The following is a 17,330-nucleotide window of genomic DNA, read 5'->3' as shown; positions in this document are numbered from 1 at the left end:
CTGAGAGGAGGACGGCGATGCGCTTAGTGGTCGCTATGACCGGAGCGACGGGTGCCGCCCTGGGCATCCGTCTGCTGGAAGTACTTGGGCAGCTGGGGGTCGAGACACACCTGATTCTCAGCGACTGGGCACGGGCGACGATCAAGATGGAGACGAACACCGGCGTCGACGAGGTGCGGGCACTGGCCTCACACGTGTACAGCGCCCGTGATCTTGCCGCGGGCATTTCCAGCGGGTCGTTCCGCACCGATGGCATGGTGGTGTGCCCGTGCAGCATGAAGACGTTGAGCGCCATCCGGATTGGCTTCAGCGACAACCTGATCACTCGTGCCGCCGACGTGACGCTCAAGGAGCGGCGCAGGCTGGTCCTGGTCGCGCGGGAGGCTCCCTTGAGCGAGATCCACCTGGAGAACATGCATTACCTGGCGCGCGCCGGTGCCGTGATCTTCCCGCCGATGGTGGCCTATTACACCAAGCCCACCTCGGTCGACGAGGTGACGAACCAGGTGGTCGGGCGGGTCATCGATCAACTGAGGATCGAGCACTGCCTGATCAAACGCTGGAAGGAAGGTCCACCGCCGGTTGGGGTGAATGGGCACGGAAACCTCGCGGAATCCGATGACTGGCTCGTCACAAACGGCCGATAGAAGAACAGCCTCCAAAACCCTGTGAGGAGAACGAAATGACCACGACGACAAGCCTTCCTGAAACCATCAACGTTTCCAGCGCCCAAGAATCGGGGCCAGATCAGCGCAGCTGGTTGGCCACCCTCGAAGCCGCGGGCCAGCTACGCCGCATCACGGCCCCCGTCGACTGGGATGAGGAGATCGGGGCGATCACCCGCGCCAACCTTGCCCTCGGCGGCCCGGCACTGCTGTTCGAGAACATCATTGGCCATGAGAACACTCGGTGCACAAAGCTTTTGACGTCGGCACTGGGCAGCCGGCGTCAGGTGCAGCTGATGCTGGGGCTGCCCGAAGGCACCAGTGACTCGGCGATCGTGCGTCACCTCCGGGAGGCGTTCAAGAAACCGATTCCGCCGCGCGTGGTCGATACCGGCCCGGTCAAGGAGAACATCCTCGAGGGCGACGACATCAATTTGTTGGAGCTTCCGGTCCCCAAGTGGCACGGCGAGGACGGTGGTCGCTACATCGACACGTTCTGCGGTGTGGTCACCGAGGACAAGGTGACGGGGCGCGACAACGTCGGTTGCTACCGGGGCCAGATCGTCGACCGTGACAAGATCGCCAAGCTCCTGGTGCCCAGTCAGGGTTGGGGCGGCCACATGGAGGAGTACAAGCCGGAGCCGATGCCGGTCGCCGTCGTGTACGGGTGGCACGACGTGCTGGGGTTCTGCGCCGGGAGCCCGTTTCCGAAGAACATCTGCGAATGGGACATGATGGGTGCCCTGCTCGGGCGCCCGGTTGACCTGGTGGCCTGCGAAACGGTGCCGTTGCACGTCCCGGCGACCGCGGAAATCGTCGTCGAGGGCTTCATCGATCCCGACCCCTCGACCTTCGTCGTCGAGGGTCCCTTCGCCGAGTACCCCGGCTTCATTGGTGGCGCGGCACCGGCGCCGGTGCTGCGGGTCACCCGGATCACCCACCGCAACGATCCGGTGCTGCGCGGCACCCTGGAAGGGATACGGCCGGGATGCTTCAACGAAGACAGCATCGTCAACTTCGCGCGGTCGGCGATCACCTGGAACGTGCTCGACGACCTCGGGATCGGCGGCATCACCGACCTGTGGATGACTGAGGTGACAAACGGCCAAAACACTCTGGTGCAGATCCAGAAGCGCTACCGGGGCCACGCGCAGCAGATCGCCTCGGCGCTGTGGGGGACAGGCGGATCGGTGTGGTTTCACAAGAACGTCATGGTCGTTGAGGAGGACATCGACCTCCACGACCCGGTCGCGCTGGACTGGGCCATGTCATACCGGGTCAACGCCGGCCTCGGTGATATCGCATTCTTCGGCCCGGGTCTGGGCTCATCGCTCGATCCGTCGACACCACCGGCGTTGAATGACACCAACAAATACGGCGCCGGCCAATGGACCCGGGTACTTATCGACGCCACCCGAAGCTGGGAGGTCGACCCGCGCCCGGAGTGGGGTGGGCGTCGCTTCCCGCCGACCGACAGGCTCACACCCGAGCTCGAGTCCAAAATCGCAAGCCGCTGGAAGGAATACGGGATCGGCATCCCCTACCTCGACGATCGTGGGCGCGAAATGCTGACGCTGCAGAAACTGAGCAAACGGATGCCGGAAGTGTGATATCAGATTCCGCCCTCGAGCCGGCGGCCGCCGAATTCGCAGCAACGGCGGCCCACGCGCCACCGGTCTACGAACTGACGCCAACCGAAGCGCGCGACGGGCTGGAGGATATCCAGTCGTCTCCGGCCGCCAAGCCCGACGTCGACAGTGCATGGATGACCGTCGGGGCCGGTGGCGCCCAGGTGCACGTCCGCCTCGTCAAACCGGTTGGGGCGAAAGGCCTTCTACCTGCCGTGCTATACCTGCACGGTGGCGGATGGGTGCTCGGCAGCGCCGCGACCCATGACCGCCTGGTGCGTGAGCTTTGTGTGGGCGTGCACGCCGCCGTCGTGTTCGTCGAATATGATCGCGCACCGGAGGCCCGCTATCCGGTCGCGCTCGAGCAGGCCTACGCGGCCGCGCGCTGGATCCAGCGAAACGGCTCGGGTGCCGGTGTCGACGGCACCCGCGTGGCGGTCGCCGGTGACTCGGCCGGCGGCAATTTGGCCGCCGCGTTGGCCTTGCTGGCCCGCCGGCGCGGCGACGTCACCTTCGTTCACCAGTCGTTGTACTACCCGGTGACCGACGCCTCGCAAAGCACCCCGAGTTACCGTGATTTCGCCGAAGGTCCGCACCTGACTGCCAAGGCCATGGCCTGGTTCTGGGATGCGTATCTGCCCGATCTGGATCGGCGCGACGACGTCCTCGCCTCACCGCTCAGGGCCGGCGTCGGCGAACTCGCCGGACTGCCTGAGGCGTTCGTCGTCGTGGACGAATGCGACGTCCTGCGCGACGAAGGAGAGGCCTATGCCCGCAAGCTGACCGCCGCCGGGGTGCATTGCACCAGCGTCCGCTACAACGCCACGATTCATGACTTCATGATGCTGAACTCCCTGCGCGAAACCGCTGCGGCGACCGCAGCGATCACACAAGCGATCGACGTGCTGCGGGGATCTTTGAAAGCGTCTCCGCCAGTGAGGAACTGATGAGTGACGCGCCGAGGCCGGTACTGCACTGGTACGACTTCATATGCCCGTTCTGCTACATCGGGCAGTCGAGGTCCGCCCTCCTGGTGGAGGCCGGCCTCGAGGTCATCTCACTGCCATTCCAGGCGCATCCCGACATCCCGGCCGGCGGTCTCGTTATCGGTCCCCGTCGTGGGCCGAGGTCCGAGATGCTCGAGCGGGAGGCGGCAGCGGAGGGACTGGTGCTGAACTGGCCGGATCGAATCCCCAACAGCAGGAGTGCTTTAGCCGCCGCCGAATGGGTTCGCCGCAATCAGCCGGCCGCCTTCGACGAGCTCCAGCGGGGGTTGTACCAGGCGCACTTCGCTCTCGGTGAAGACATCGAGGATCAACAGGTCATCGACCGACACGCGGTAAAGGCCGGCGTGGACCCGGGCGCACTGCACACCGCGCTCGCCGACGGCACTGCCTACGCCGCTGTCGATTTGTTGGAACGGACCGGGCAGCAGTGCGGCGTCTGCGGCACACCGGCGTGGCTGCTCGGCGGCAGGTTGGTAGCCGGGCTAGTGCCCGTGTCGGAATTTGAGCGCATTGCCCACGATGCGTTGGCTCAGCGAGCGCGATTGGAGAGGAGCAACCAATGACCGCGATCGATGTAAGTGTCGCGCTGCCACCGTCATTCGAGTCGGCTGAGCACATTGTCGCGGCGGAGAAACTGGGCTATCGCCGGGCCTATCTCTACGACACCCCGTTCGGAGGCGATGACGTCTGGCTCGGCCTGCACCGTGCGGCGGAGCGGACCACGACGATCGAGCTGGGTCCCGCGGTATTGATTCCGACGCAGCGTCACCCGTTGGTCAACGCCGCCGCGACCGTCTCACTGCATCGACGGGCGGCGGGGCGGATTGTGACCTCTTTCGGCACCGGGTTCTCCAGCCGCGCGGCCATCGGCCAGCCGCCGATCCGATGGTCCTACATGGAGTGCTATATCCGTGCCTACCAGGCGCTGTTGGCAGGAGAGGCGACCGACTGGGAAGGCGCGGCCATCAAGTTGATGCTGACCTCGGCGCAAGCCGACGCACTGCCCCTGCGAATCCCGTTGCTGGTGGCGGCAACCGGACCCAAGGGTGCCGGCGTCGCCAAGCGGCTCGGCGCCGACGGGCTGATCTCCATGTTCGACGTCGTGCCCGGTCAGAGCGACTTTACTCGCGCGGTGGTAGCCACCATGGGTACCGTCCTCGACGAAGGGGAGGACTTGGCCGGCGAACGCGTCCGATCAGTGGTCGGCGCCCCGTGGGCCGCGGCATATCACTTCATCTATGTCACCAAGGGCGCCGACGCAGTGCGCGGGATGCCCGGAGGCTCCGCCTGGCTAGATGTAATCGAGAAGGTCCCTCAGCGCCTGCGCCACCTGCACATTCACCAGGGCACCATGGTCGAGATGAACGACGCCGACCTGGCCGGTTGGCGTGCCGGAGGTTGCGCCTCGGTCCCCTCGGTCACCCTGAGCGGAACCGCCGAGACTGTCGGAAAGGCCGTGGCCGCAATGGCCCAAGCCGGCGCCACCGAGATCGTCATCGAGCCCTCGGGTCCCGACATTCCACGCGAACTCGACAGATTCATCGTGGCCGTCCACGGTAGCTCTGTCGGGTAGCTGATCGCACTGGCCAGTAGGAGGCGGTATGACCGATCGACGCGCGGTTGTTACAGGCGCAAACGGGGGAATTGGGTCGGCGATCTGCCAGCGGCTGCGAACCGACGGCATCGAGGTACGAACGACGGACATCGTCGGCCCAGCAGATGCCGTGCTGGATCTGACCGCTGACCCGATACCCGATTGGCTCGGCAGCGACGTCGACATCTGCGTGGCGGTCGCGGGCGTCGTCGACACCTACGCTCCCGCGCATTCGATGTCGGCCGAAAAGTGGTCGCGAGACATCGACGTAAACCTGACGGGCGCTTTTCGGGTCATTCAAGCATGTCTCTCGGGCATGCGAGAACGTGGTTTTGGTCGCATTGTCGCGATTTCGAGCGTCGCGGGACGCAATGGGGCGTTAGGCAAAGTCGCCTACGCCGCATCGAAAGCTGGACTGCACGGCATGATTCGCACCATCGCGATGGAGAACTGTTCCCTTGGAATCACCGCCAATTCAGTTCTGCCGGGCGTCATCGCCACGCCCAAAGCGATGACCCTCCCCGCGGCGGACCAAGAACGTATCTGTGCGGCACTGCCGAGCGGCCGGTTCGGGCGCCCCGAGGAGGTCGCCGATCTGGTCGCCTTCCTCGTCAGTGATCGCGCCGGGTACATCACCGCGCAGGACATTTCCATCGACGGTGGCATGGAACTGAATACGTTGTTTGTGGGGCCAATCCGCTTGCAGGACAAAGTTACTCCCTCGACACGTGCGTCGGAAGGACACATGCCTTGCCCATCTACCAGTGTTACAGACCACTAGGATGCTGACATCCTCCGCGCTTTCAACGACGCCACGAACCCCTTAGATCCGACCTCGCGCGCTGCAGCATCGTCGACGTCATCCTCAACAGCGGCCGGCCCGAATAGCGGGCCGCGAGGGCTTGCCCGGCACAGATGTCCAGCTTGGCCGGAGAGTTCGCTAACGCGTTGCGCGGTGTGAAGCGCGGGTGTGATGCGTTTCCGTTGGCGTTCGACACTTGTTCCGTCCTTCGGAACACCTATTGGATCCACGGCGACCTTTTGCGTATTCATAGCTATGTCGTTGGCCTGAACGACCTCGTCTTGGAGTCGGCTAACCACAACGGTTTGCAGTGGATCGGGCATCCCAGAAATCAAATTCTCCGAAAGGTGGTCATTAATGACGAAATCATTGCGGCACCGGGCATTTGATGATCCCGAAGCGGTGGCGCACGGAGACGTGCGGCGGCTGGCACATTCGACGCTGGCACCCGAATACGACTTCATCGTGTGCGGGTCTGGATCATCGGGCTCGGTGGTCGCCAGGAGGATCGCCGAAAACCCGGACATATCAGTGCTTCTCCTCGAAGCCGGCACTCACGACGCGACTCCTTCCGTGATGGTGCCTGCCCTGTGGCCGACAAATTTGGGATCCGAACGCGACTGGGGACATCGAAGCGAGCCCAATCCCCACATCAACAATCGCGCGCTGCCGATGTCTATGGGCAAGGTTCTCGGTGGAGGATCGAGCATCAACGTGATGGCGTGGTCGCGCGGCCATCGGGCGGACTGGGATTTCTTCGCCGCCGAGGCCAAGGACCCTGCTTGGAGCTATAGCGCGGTCGTCGATATTTATCGGCGTATCGAAGACTGGTTGGGCGCCCCCGATCCCCGATATCGGGGTAGTGGGGGACCTGTCGGAGTGCAACCGGCCACGAGCCCCGATGGTCTCGGCCCGACGACGCTCGAGGCCGCCAGGGCAATGGGTCTGCCCACCTTCGCGCATCCCAACGGCAGGATGATGGAATACGACCGCGGCGCGGCCCTATGCGATGTCATCATTGTTGACGGCCGGCGCCATTCGATCTTCCGCTCCTATGTCTATCCCATCTTGAGTAACCCGAATCTGACCGTCCTTACCGAAACCTCGGTCACCCGGCTTTCCATCGAAGGGAACCGAGTCACCGGTGTCGAGGTACGCCGCGATGGAAAACTGCAGCATGTCGCGGCACGCGGAGAAGTTGTGCTTTCGCTGGGAGCGATCAATACGCCGAAGGTGTTGATGCAGTCTGGTATCGGGGACGCTGCTGAGATGCGCGAGTTCGGCATCGAGGTTCGCCAACACCTGCCCGGCGTCGGCAAGAACCTCCAGGACCATGCATGCTTACCGGTCAATTACGAGTTTGCGCAACCGTTCGAATCGACAAACCAGGGCGAAGCACAGCTGTTCTGGACGAGCGATCCCGATTTGGACGCCCCGGATCTATTCTGCTGTCAGGCGGCGGTGCCGTTAGCGAGCCCGGAGAATATCGCCCGCTTCGGTGAACTGCCGGCGTCATGCTGGACACTGTGCGGCTCGCTCACCCACCCCAGCAGTCGTGGATTCATCCGCTTGAGCGGCCCCGGGCCCGAAGACCCAGTCCGCGTGCACCTCAACTCACTGTCGCACCCCGATGATTTCGAGCTCGCGGTCTCGTGCGTGGAGTTCCTGCGGGACCTAGGGAATTCGTCCGCGCTTCGGCCATTTATCAAAAATGAAGTCTTGCCAGGGAACCTCAAAGGTGACGATCTTAGAAGGTTCGTCAGAGATGGGGTGGTTCCTTACTGGCACACCTCTGGGACAGCCAAATTAGGCGAAGACCCACTTTCGGTGGTGGACAGTGATCTTCGGGTGCACGGCTTGGAAAGTCTGCGAGTGGCAGACGCTTCCGTCATGCCGCGCGTCACGTCTGGCAACACGATGGCCCCCTGCGTCGTTATCGGTGAACGGGCCGCGGAATGCATCCGAGAACGGCACCACCTGTGACGCCGGGGCGCCGCGGGAGCCGGCTGTCTCAGGACACCATGCGATGCATGTCGGACTGGATGAGTTTGGCGACGCGGTCCAGCGGCCGCCTGAATGATTCGAGGTCTTTTCGCATGGGAAGAGCCAAAGCGACGATCCCGGGCTCTCCCGAGGGAAGCGCAAACGGAGTGGCAATGCACGAGCACTCTGGGTGTACCGTCCCGTACTCGGATGCCATGTGCCCGCGGTAAAGCGCTTGAGAGGCAGCGGATTCCGGGCTCTCGGCGCCCAAGGACTGCTGTGAGGGGCTCAAGACGCCGGAAACGCCCGACCCATACGCGCGGCACATGGCTCTCAATCGGTTCCCCGGTGCGTCGTACAGAAATATTGACGCCTTAGTGGCCAGCGACATGAATCGCATCCGGGGTTGTGCCACGGCGGCCAGGTCGTGGCGCCGGCGGTCCAATTCATGCAGGCCCGCGGCGAAGGTCCACCTTCGGTTCTCACGCTGCACGACGTTCTCTTGTTCGAGCTGCTGAAGTAGCCTGTGCACCGTGGTTTTGGGGATACCCGTCTCCGAGGCGAGTCGTGTAACCCCGACCGGGTGCTGTTGAATCCGGCCGAGCGCTCGGAGTAGCGCAAAGGCGCTGTGCACCGCACTGGTGGGCACAGATCCCGGTTCGACCGATCTGAATAATCCATCGGCCGAGAAATCATCAAAACTTTCCGATCCCACTGGACGATGATAGCTAATCCTCGATCCGAATGCGGACCCGATAGACGCCATGGCCCGCTGCCGAAACGCTGCGCGTGATCTTTCAGAGTTGCTGTCGTACAGCGGTATATCGCGCTGCGCTGAGCCGTTCCGGTCATCGGAACAACCGTTCGGTCGTTTCGGTGCGGAGGGTCAGGATCATCCTCGAAACATCGTTTTCGCCGTCGGGGAAATAGCGCGTCGGCGGGAGCTCTTCAGAGAGGAGGCGGTCAATGGATATCTATGAAGCGCTCTACACCACCAGAACAATGCGGCGGATGCGGCCGGATCCGGTTCCCCTGGATACTCAGGTACGCATCCTTGATGCGGCGATCCGCGCGCCCAGCGGCGGCAACACGCAGCGCTGGCATTTCCTCGTTGTCGATGAGCCGGCGCTCAAACACGCGTTGGGCGAGTTGTATCGGCGTGCCAACGAGATCGAGCACGAAGAGTTCAGGACCGGGAGAATGGCTGTGCAGGCGCCGGGCCGGGATCGCGCCGTCTACGCCGACACTCTGCGGCAGGTCATCCGATCCGGGGACTACCTGGCCGATCACTTCGACGAAGTCCCTTTGCTGCTCTTCGTTTTCGCAATCGACGACCATGGCGGCGCAAACATCTTCCCGGCCATCTGGAGCGCGTTGCTCGCCGCCCGCGCCGAAGGCGTCGGCGGCGCCATGACAACGCTGCTGCGCTACTTCCCGGACGAGGTCAACGACATATTGGGCGTGCCGGCCGACCAGGGGTGGACGATGTCGGCCATGGTGGCCCTCGGCTATCCGCTTGGCCGATGGGGAGTTGCGACCAACCGTTATCCGGTGCATGAGGTTTCTTCACGCAACCACTGGGACGCACCTTTCGGCGCCGAAGTCCCGCAACCACTGTGGCCCAAGCGTGATGGGCAGCCCTTCGAGGCCAAACTGCAGCTGGGCAGCATCCACTGAGTCCCGACGTTTTCGTCTTTCGCGGCAACCGAACTGAGGAGATCGCATGAGAATTTCTGAGGCACCGTCCTTCGACCAATTTACGTCTTCCCCGGCACGGGCGATGCAGGAGTTACTGCTCGGGGCGTGGGTATCGCAGACGATCACCGCGGTGGCCGACCTGGGAGTGGCGGATGCGCTCGCCGACGGGCCATTGCAACTCGATGAACTCGCCAACAGAGTGGGAGCCCATCCGGACGCCTTGCGCCGGGCTCTGCGGGCACTGATCGGCAAGGGGATATTCGCTCAACGCGACGACGGTCGCTATGAGCTGACTCCCCGAGCAGACACGCTGCGCTCGGACGCCCCGGTATCTGTGGCGGCCCTGGCCCGATTCGTGGGTGCACCGCAGCACCGTGAACACTGGAGCCTGCTGACGCGGGCCATCAGGACCGGGACATCGCCGGTCACCACGCTACGCGGTCAAGACTTCTTCGCCTATCTGCGCGACGAGCCCGAATTCAGCGCGATTTTCAACGAAGCGATGACGGGATTGTCGGCGTATATAGACGGACCGCTCGTCGAGGCGTACGACTTCACGCCATACCGCACGATCGTCGATATCGCGGGCGGCCACGGCCGTCTGCTCGCTGCCATCCTGAAATCGGCACCGAATGCGCAGGGCGTCCTGTTCGACCTCCCGGACGTGGTAGCGGACGCGCCATCCCTGTTGCGGAAGTTCGATGTGACGCATCGGGTTCGGCTCGTCGAAGGCTCGTTCTTCGACGAGGTCCCCGCCGGGGGCGATGTGTACGTGCTCAAGCAGATAATCCACGACTGGCCCGACGAGGCCGCCTTACGCGTCCTGCACAACGTGAGAAGGGCGGCGGCCACCGACGCATCGTTGCTGCTCGTCGAGGCCATAATCCCGGAGCACCACGGTGACGTCATCGGCAAGGTCACCGATATCGAGATGTTGCTGGTCAATGACGGGCAAGAAAGAACCGCAGCCGAGTACCGCCGACTGCTTGACCAAGCCGGATTCGAAATGACTCGAGTGATCGCCACCGGAACGGACTTCAGCATCGTCGAGGCACGCGCAATCTAGAGCCAGCCCGGCGATTCGCTACGTCACGGCGACCGGAAATGGTCACAAGCAGGTGCCACCGAGATCATCATCGAACCCTCAGGTCCCGACATCGCATGCGAACTCGCGAGATTCATTTCAGCTGTCCGCGGCTAACCTGACGTGTGACTGAAAGCCCGCGCTTGAGTCGGCGCGACTCGGCGAACTGACGCGCGTTCGGCGCTGAAAAACGAGCTGGTCAGGCCGCGATTTGGCTGGCGCGACGCGAGTTCGGTAACCTGTCATTTACCAACGCGGGGTGGAGCAGCTCGGTAGCTCGCTGGGCTCATAACCCAGAGGTCGCAGGTTCGAATCCTGTCCCCGCTACTAGCGAGACGGCCCCGGAGGAGACTCCGGGGCCGTCTTCGTGTCAACAGGGGGTGAACCTGCGCCGCTACGACTCGCGAGAGACGATCACCACCGATTGCGCCGCATGCGCGACGGCCGCGCTCACCGAGCCCAGCAGCATGCCGGCGAATCCGCCGCGACCGTGACTGCCGACGACCACGAGTTGTGCGGACTCCGAGTGCTCGATCAGTTGACGAGCCGGCTGATCGCAGACCACCACGCGTCGCACCGGCACATCGGGGTAGCGCTCCTGAAATCCGGCGAGCCACTCGGCGAGCGCCTGTTGCGCCTGCACTTTCATCATCTCGAGATCCAGACCCGGCACTTCCGACACGCTGACGTCCGACCACGCGTGCAGTGCCACCAACTCCACGCCCCGGCGAGAAGCCTCATGAAAGGCGATCTCCGCCGCCTGTTTTGATGCGGCCGAGCCATCGATTCCCACCAGCACCGGTGCCTGCGGACGTGGCGGCGCCTCATCGTGGACGACCGCGACCGGGCAGTGCGCATAGTTGACCAGGCCGGTGCTGGCCGAGCCGAACGGGACCCGGCTGAACGCGCCTTCGCCCCGGTAGCCCACGACCATCATGTCCGCGATCTTGGATTCGTTGACGAGCGTCGAAACGGTCGGGCCACGTACCACCACGCTGTACACGAACGGCGGGCCGTGGTCGGCGGTGCTATCGGCGACCACCTTGCGCGCGTCTTCGAGGATTTGCCGTGCCTTGGCGTCCTGCCGCTCGAAATGGTCTTGAGGAATCGGAATCGCCGGCCACGGCGCGACCGCCGGGACGACCGGTGCGATGACGTGCATGAGTGTGAGCGGAACATTGCGTATCGCAGCATCGCGAGCCGCCCAGTCGACCGCCGCCATCGACGAGGCTGATCCGTCAACGCCGACCAAGATGCCACGATGGGTTTCGTGCCCCGGCATTCTTTTCCCCGTATCTGTCGTTAGGCGATGAGAAATTGCATGACGCGCGAAGTTCAGTGCTGGGGTTGCAGTATCTTGCGAACTTCTATGGGGAGCTGACCCAGGGCCTTGTCGATCTGGGCGACCGGCAGATGGTGCAAGGCGGCCGCGGTCGTGGCTGCAGCGGCTTTGCGAACGTCGTCGGGGGCGATATTCGCCTCGCGCGCGAACCGGATGGTGTAAGCGTGGGCGTCGTACTTGTCGGGTACGGCATCGGGGTTCCATCCCTGGTAGAAAATTCCCCTGATCAAGTCGGGGAGCTGTGCCGCAAAATGAGCGCTCGCCTCTACAGTGAGCCGATCACGCAGGGTATGTAGCCAGGCCCGCAGGACTCGGTAGGCGAACTCGCGATCCTCGGTCTCGAACTCCTTCGCGACATCGTTGATCCAGGTGTGCGCGGAATCGATTGCGTGATCGAGCGCGGTGACCTTGGTCTTCGTTGACATGGTTGCCTCCGGCTCTAGTCGAGGACGAATGTGACCAGCATGTTGACGCGAGCGACGGTGCCTCCTGACATGATGACCTCCCACGGTCGATGTTGAATGCTCCCAGATTGCTCCGGTGCGACCGAAGCAAAGAAGGGGCGATGTACTCCACGACGGAGGACTTTCGGCCACTCGAGCATCGTTGCCCGATCTGCGGGGGCGAAACGGAGCCGGTTTCGATCGGTTTTGTGCATCGGGACGGCGAGAATCAATCAGCGAGCCCGCCGACGGCTAGCCGCACCGACCTCGGAGGTTCGTGCCGCCGTCTAACGGGGCAGCACGGCCTCGATGGCGCTGATGACTTCGGGGGCGTCGGGCTCGGTGCGGGGGCGGAACCGGCGGACCACCTCACCGCCGGGCGAGATGAGAAACTTCTCGAAGTTCCACTGGATGTCTCCGGCCTGGCCGGCGGCATCGGCGGCTTTCGTCAGCTCGGCGTAGAGCGGGTGGCGGTCATCGCCGTTGACGTCGGTCTTCGCCAGCAGCGGGAACGTCACCCCGTATGTCGTCGAGCAGAACTCCCGGATCTCCTCGGCCGTGCCCGGTTCCTGGCCCATGAACTGGTTGCAGGGGACGCCGACGACCGTCAGGCCGCGGTCACCATAGTCCTTCGCCAGCTTCTCCAGCGCCGTGTACTGCGGGGTCAGTCCGCACTTGGAGGCTACATTCACGACCAGCGTTGCGCCGTCGGACAATTCGGCCAGCGTGGTCGGCCGGCCATCGAGGGTGGTCAGTGCGATGTCGTTGAGGGTCACGCCGACGACGCTAACGCAATGCGACCGATTAGGGCAGCAGCCCTCGTCGCCTGGCCTCAGAGACCGATTCCCCGCGCCTGGTGGCGCCCAGCTTGATGTAGATGCCCTTGAGATACCACTTGACCGTGTTGATGGTGACCCCCAGATTCCGGGCGATCTGCTTGTTCGACAGGCCGCGGTCCAGGAGCCGCAGTACCTCGAGTTCGCGAGCGTTCAGCGGTTCCTCGGGCGTCGGGGCGCGGTCATCGGCGCGGGCGATGACGGGGATGGCCGCGTTCTTCGCGTCGGCGTGGGCGGTGGCCAACAATCGCGAGAGATACTCGGGCGGGACCTGGGGAAGCGTGGCTGGCCAGTGGCGGGTGCGACTGGCATCGCGAAGAGCGCCGACGATTTTCAGGATCTCCGGCCCCGCGTCGACGATGGTGCGCAGCAGTCCGGCCTCCGCGCCGAGGAGCAGCACGGGCGCCAGCGTTTCGGCCGCGGCTTCGGTGTCACCGGTCAGGCAAAGCACCCGGGCCAGTTCGATGGTGCTGACGGCCGCGGCGTAACGCCATCCGGCGGCGGCGCTTTCGTGATGCATCCGGGACAGCAGATCGTGGGCTGCGCCGTAGTCGCCTCCGGCACAGCAGATTTGCGCCTGCATGCCGAGCCGGTAGTGCCGGGTGGCCATGCCGATGCCGTCCACCCCGTCCGGTGTGCCGCCGCCCCGGCGGTCGAGGGTGTGTTGCGCGCGGGGGGTGTCGCCTAAGGCGAGGTGCAGACGCACGCACTCGTAGTCGAGCGCGGCCGACAGCCTGGGCAGACAAAGGTGTTGGGCCGCAATGTATCCCTCGTCCAGCACGCAGATCGCGTCATCGATGTCCCCGCGCAGGACCTTGATGCGGGCCAGTGTGCCGTAGGTCGCGATCATGAAGTCGACGACACCGCTCTCGGCGCCCAGCTCGTGGCACCGTTCCAACAGCCGTTCGGCCGTGTCGATTTCACCGCGTTCGTAATGCAGCCTGCCCAGCAGCGCACCCGCCAGCCGGGCCGCGTGCGAATGTGGGCCGGCTTCGTTGCGGGCCAGCACAAGGGCTTCCGTGTAGCGGTTCTCGGCGGTCGTCAGGTCGAGTTGGGCGAACGCGGCCAGGCCCGCGAAGCATCGCCCGTACACGCCGGCGAAGGGGCCGCCCGCGGTCTCGTGAAAGGCGTTGGCCCATCGCTGGCGTGCCTGGGCGCTCTGATAGGCGAAGGTATGGATGTCGACGAAGGTGGCGATGTTGGCGGACACGGCCACCAGAAATGGCCGGTATGGCGGGTTCTCCACCAGGTAGGGCGCGACGAGGGCGGCGGCGCGGTCGATGCGATCGCCGTACACGTCGGTGCAGGCCTGCACCACGTCGGCCTCGCCGAGTATGCCCGCGCTGACGTCATCGGTTGCCGGGGCCAGGGCGGAGCGAACGTGGTTCAGCGCCACCTGCACCTCCGGGGCCCGGTGCAGCAGGCAGTGGGCCCACGCGATGGCGATCTGCAGGTTGGGCCTGCCGGCCAGCGACGTCTTCGGCAGCTTGTTGACCAGCCCGAGCAGGGTGGCCATCCGGCTGTGTTCGACCAGGGACATGGCTTGGCGTTCCACCAGTTCCACCGCCCCGGCGGCATCACCTGCGGCCATCGCGTGCGTCACCGCCTCGCCGAGCAGGCCACGCTCGGCGAACCAGGCCGACGCGGTGCGGTGCAGGTCGACTACCCATTCGGGATGATCGCATTCCAGTCGCCGGCGCAGGTAGTCGGCGAACAGATGGTGGTAGCGAAACCACTCGCGGTTGTCGTCGAGGGGCCGCAGGAACATGTTGCGGCGCTCGAGTTCTTCGAGGATCGACTGCCCTCGCGGCTGACCGGTGAGCGCCGAAGCGAGTTCGCCGCAGAGGCGATCGCAGATCGCGGTGGTCAGCAGGACCCGGAGCAGGTCGGCCGGTAACGCGTTGAGCACGTTCTGGGCCAGGTAGTCACCGATGGAACTGTGCCGGCCGGAGAAGCCGGCGATCAGCGCCGAGGGATCTTCGCTGTCCCGTAGCGACAGCGTCGCCAGTTGCAGGGCGGCGACCCAGCCGTCGGTGCTCGACCACAGTCGGCGCACGTCCTCGTCGTTGAGCCCCAGGGCATTCAGGCCGAAGAATGCCGCGGACTCTTCGCGGTCGAAGCGCAGCTGCGCGCTGTCGATTTCGATGACCTGGTTGCGCACCTTCAGCTTGGCCACGGCCGGCGCACGGGTCCGGCTGGTGATGATCAGGTGCAGATTGTCGGACCCGACGTCGCAGAGGAACTCCAATGCCCCTGCGGTGTCGACGTTCTCGATCAGGTGCCAGTCGTCCAACACGACCGCCAACGGTCGGCGGTATTCGGCGATCCGGTTGACGAGTTCGGCCAGCACGTAACGCCGGGCGTTGCCGGTGTGCTGTTCGAGGAGCTCGCTCAGGTTGGCGGCCAGCGACGGTTCGACGCGCCGAACCGCCTCGATGAGATGCGCCAGGAAGGACACCACGTCGTTGTCGTCGCGGTCCAGGCTGAGCCACGCCACCGGCACCCCGTCGGCCTGGAGCGCCCGCTGCCATTGCACGGCCAGGGTCGTCTTGCCGAACCCGGCCGGGGCGTGGATCAACGCCAGCCGCTTGGCGCGGCCGGACCGCAGCAGCTCGATGAGCCGCGCGCGGGCGACCAACCCGTCGTCGTAGGCGGGGGATTGCACCCTGGTAGCCACGACCTGCCTCGGTTGCGCTCCCGTAGCCATCCCCATCGCCTCGCCTCAAGCCCGGGCCCTCACGTAGCGCTCAGTGTAGTGACCCGGGCCGCACCGGCGTCTGCGCAGACTCCGCCACCCATTCGGGTAGCCGGAGGAGAAGTACGGGTGGAGGTGACGCCAAACCGCCGCTCGAGCGGTTACCGTTGGATCGCTTGGCTTTTACCGGCGCGGGGAGGCGACTGTCGTGACGAACCACACGACGCCATGACCACCACCGTCGACGAACCCGCACCCCGTACGGCACCCGCGGGCGCATCTCCGCCGTCCGCGGCATCGCCCGGGCGAACGCCCTAGCCATGGCGAGCCCCTCCGCCGATGCGACCCGCCGACAGATCATTCGGGCGGCCTCGCATCAGTTCGCGCGGCGGTCCTATCACGAGGTCGGCCTCGACGACATTCTCGCCCAGGCCCAATTGACCAAAGGCGCGCTGTATTTCCATTTCAAGTCGAAACACGCGTTGGCGCTCGCGGTCATCGACGAGCAGACCACCGCGGTGACGGCCGCCGTGCAAGACCTGCTGACCCGGGGTCTTTCCGGTTTGGAGACCCTGATCGACTTCTCGTTTCTGGTGGCGGTCCAAGACATCAAGTCGGATCGGTTCCGGGCGGCGCTGAACCTGGTCGAGTCGGTGGGTCAATCGGACGGACCGCATCAGGATCTGTTCGACCAATGGATCGAGGACTTGGCGGCGGTCGTCGAGCAGGCCATCGGTGAGGGCGACATCGCCGAAGGCTGTGCCCCCGAGGACGTGGGGCGAATGATGTTGTCCCTCCACATGGGGCTGCGCAAAGCGAGCAGTCTGGACGAGCCGGAGCGGTTCTTGCACGACTTGCAGAAGTGCTGGACCCTGCTGCTGAACGGAATCCTGCAGCCCGATCGCAGCGACTATTTTCAGCAATTCCTGCGGCGTCGGACGGCGCTCGCGGTGCAGAAGACCCCGGTTTTCCCTCGCGAGAGCGCCGCCGGTTAGACGATCGGGTTCCCGTCCCGGCGGCCACTGATCTTTGACGGGCTCGCGAGCCGCTTGCCGATTGGATTGGTGCAAAGCCATTTTCCCGTTCGGCCGCCGGCGCGCTGATCCGGCCTCGGCCGGACTGTGATTCTGCGAACGGCGGTTCGCATCAAGAGCGGCCGCCAAGGTACATTCCTGTGGTCTTCGTTATTGCATGTGTGTACAGAGCCCCTGACAGGGGGAGGTTCCGCCGCGGCACCGGGACGCGGCGCAGAGGTGAGGGGCGCTGGTGACCACGTCTTCCCCGGTCCAGATCAATTCCCAGCGGCTCCCGCCGTACCGGTGGATCGCCGTCGCCGTGCTGGTAATCCTGGCCCTCGTCTTCACCCTGGTCTACGTGCAGTTCCGCGGCGGCTTCACACCGAAGACCGAGTTGACGATGTTGGCGTCGCGGGCCGGGCTGGTGATGGATCCGGGTTCGAAGGTCACCTACAACGGCGTGGAGATCGGCCGGGTGGGCAACATCGCCGAGACGGTGCGCGATGGCAAGCCGGCCGCCAAGTTCACCCTGGAGGT

At 64.6% G+C, this 17,330-nt stretch carries 16 protein-coding genes and 1 tRNA gene; 12 read left to right on the top strand and 5 right to left on the bottom strand.

The window, feature by feature from the left end:
- Positions 1-17: 17 nt before the first annotated feature.
- The 7 genes from A5713_RS06650 to A5713_RS06620 all read left to right on the top strand — a co-directional run bounded on the left by A5713_RS06650 (position 18) and on the right by A5713_RS06620 (position 7,679).
- A complete protein-coding gene (locus A5713_RS06650) occupies positions 18-647 on the top strand; it encodes a UbiX family flavin prenyltransferase (protein WP_082972815.1) in 630 nt (209 codons plus the stop codon).
- 35 nt (positions 648-682) lie between these two features.
- Complete coding sequence (locus tag A5713_RS06645; RefSeq protein ID WP_068093823.1) at positions 683-2,275, top strand: UbiD family decarboxylase; 1,593 nt, start codon at positions 683-685, stop codon at positions 2,273-2,275.
- Between the two features lie 155 nt (positions 2,276-2,430).
- The gene (locus A5713_RS06640; RefSeq protein ID WP_231980264.1) at positions 2,431-3,240 is read left to right on the top strand and encodes an alpha/beta hydrolase; all 810 of its coding nucleotides are present in this window, start codon (positions 2,431-2,433) and stop codon (positions 3,238-3,240) included.
- The gene (locus A5713_RS06635) at positions 3,240-3,863 is read left to right on the top strand and encodes a DsbA family protein (protein ID WP_068093820.1); all 624 of its coding nucleotides are present in this window, start codon (positions 3,240-3,242) and stop codon (positions 3,861-3,863) included. Before A5713_RS06640 ends, A5713_RS06635 begins: the two co-directional genes overlap by 1 nt.
- Entirely contained in the window at positions 3,860-4,873 is a 1,014-nt protein-coding gene (locus tag A5713_RS06630) for an LLM class flavin-dependent oxidoreductase (RefSeq protein ID WP_068093818.1), read from the top strand. The genes A5713_RS06635 and A5713_RS06630 overlap by 4 nt, the downstream gene beginning before the upstream one ends.
- Before the next feature lie 28 nt (positions 4,874-4,901).
- Positions 4,902-5,675, top strand: coding sequence for an SDR family NAD(P)-dependent oxidoreductase (locus tag A5713_RS06625; RefSeq protein WP_082972814.1), 774 nt, complete (start codon positions 4,902-4,904; stop codon positions 5,673-5,675).
- A gap of 378 nt (positions 5,676-6,053) precedes the next feature.
- Entirely contained in the window at positions 6,054-7,679 is a 1,626-nt protein-coding gene (locus tag A5713_RS06620) for a GMC family oxidoreductase (protein ID WP_082972813.1), read from the top strand.
- A 28-nt stretch (positions 7,680-7,707) separates the two neighbouring features.
- Here the strand turns inward: A5713_RS06620 and A5713_RS06615 are convergent, their stop codons facing one another.
- Positions 7,708-8,394: a helix-turn-helix domain-containing protein gene (locus A5713_RS06615; protein ID WP_197500997.1), complete on the bottom strand. Its 687-nt coding sequence runs from the start codon at positions 8,392-8,394 to the stop codon at positions 7,708-7,710.
- Between the two features lie 251 nt (positions 8,395-8,645).
- Here A5713_RS06615 and A5713_RS06610 point away from each other — a divergent pair, with 251 nt between their 5' ends.
- From A5713_RS06610 to A5713_RS06600, 3 genes are all read left to right on the top strand, one after another.
- Positions 8,646-9,356: a nitroreductase family protein gene (locus A5713_RS06610; RefSeq protein WP_068093812.1), complete on the top strand. Its 711-nt coding sequence runs from the start codon at positions 8,646-8,648 to the stop codon at positions 9,354-9,356.
- A 46-nt stretch (positions 9,357-9,402) separates the two neighbouring features.
- Positions 9,403-10,443, top strand: a complete 1,041-nt coding sequence (locus A5713_RS06605; RefSeq protein WP_156751778.1) for a methyltransferase — start codon at positions 9,403-9,405, stop codon at positions 10,441-10,443.
- A gap of 271 nt (positions 10,444-10,714) precedes the next feature.
- A tRNA-Met gene (locus A5713_RS06600) sits at positions 10,715-10,788 on the top strand.
- Positions 10,789-10,855: 67 nt separating this feature from the next.
- On the opposite strand, the gene A5713_RS06595 is transcribed toward A5713_RS06600, so the two are convergent.
- The 4 genes from A5713_RS06595 to A5713_RS06580 all read right to left on the bottom strand — a co-directional run bounded on the left by A5713_RS06595 (position 10,856) and on the right by A5713_RS06580 (position 15,759).
- Positions 10,856-11,743 carry a universal stress protein gene (locus A5713_RS06595; RefSeq protein WP_068093806.1) on the bottom strand — a complete coding sequence of 296 codons (888 nt, stop codon included), beginning with the start codon at positions 11,741-11,743 and terminating at the stop codon, positions 10,856-10,858.
- 53 nt (positions 11,744-11,796) lie between these two features.
- Positions 11,797-12,228: a DUF2267 domain-containing protein gene (locus A5713_RS06590; protein ID WP_067926538.1), complete on the bottom strand. Its 432-nt coding sequence runs from the start codon at positions 12,226-12,228 to the stop codon at positions 11,797-11,799.
- A 305-nt stretch (positions 12,229-12,533) separates the two neighbouring features.
- Complete coding sequence (locus tag A5713_RS06585) at positions 12,534-13,022, bottom strand: glutathione peroxidase (RefSeq protein WP_068093803.1); 489 nt, start codon at positions 13,020-13,022, stop codon at positions 12,534-12,536.
- A gap of 28 nt (positions 13,023-13,050) precedes the next feature.
- The gene (locus A5713_RS06580; protein ID WP_231980262.1) at positions 13,051-15,759 is read right to left on the bottom strand and encodes a LuxR C-terminal-related transcriptional regulator; all 2,709 of its coding nucleotides are present in this window, start codon (positions 15,757-15,759) and stop codon (positions 13,051-13,053) included.
- 338 nt (positions 15,760-16,097) lie between these two features.
- On the opposite strand from A5713_RS06580, the gene A5713_RS06575 reads away from it, so the two are divergent.
- On the top strand, positions 16,098-16,772 hold the full coding sequence (locus A5713_RS06575) for a TetR/AcrR family transcriptional regulator (RefSeq protein WP_068093801.1): 675 nt from the start codon (positions 16,098-16,100) through the stop codon (positions 16,770-16,772).
- A gap of 271 nt (positions 16,773-17,043) precedes the next feature.
- A partial coding sequence (locus tag A5713_RS06570; protein WP_156751777.1) for an MlaD family protein occupies positions 17,044-17,330 on the top strand: 287 nt, incomplete at its 3' end.

Source organism: Mycobacterium sp. E2497 (genome assembly GCF_001668695.1).
Classification (GTDB): Bacteria; Actinomycetota; Actinomycetes; order Mycobacteriales; family Mycobacteriaceae; genus Mycobacterium.
Note: the sequence above shows the minus strand (reverse complement) of the source record. Positions and strands in the feature narration are given on the sequence as shown.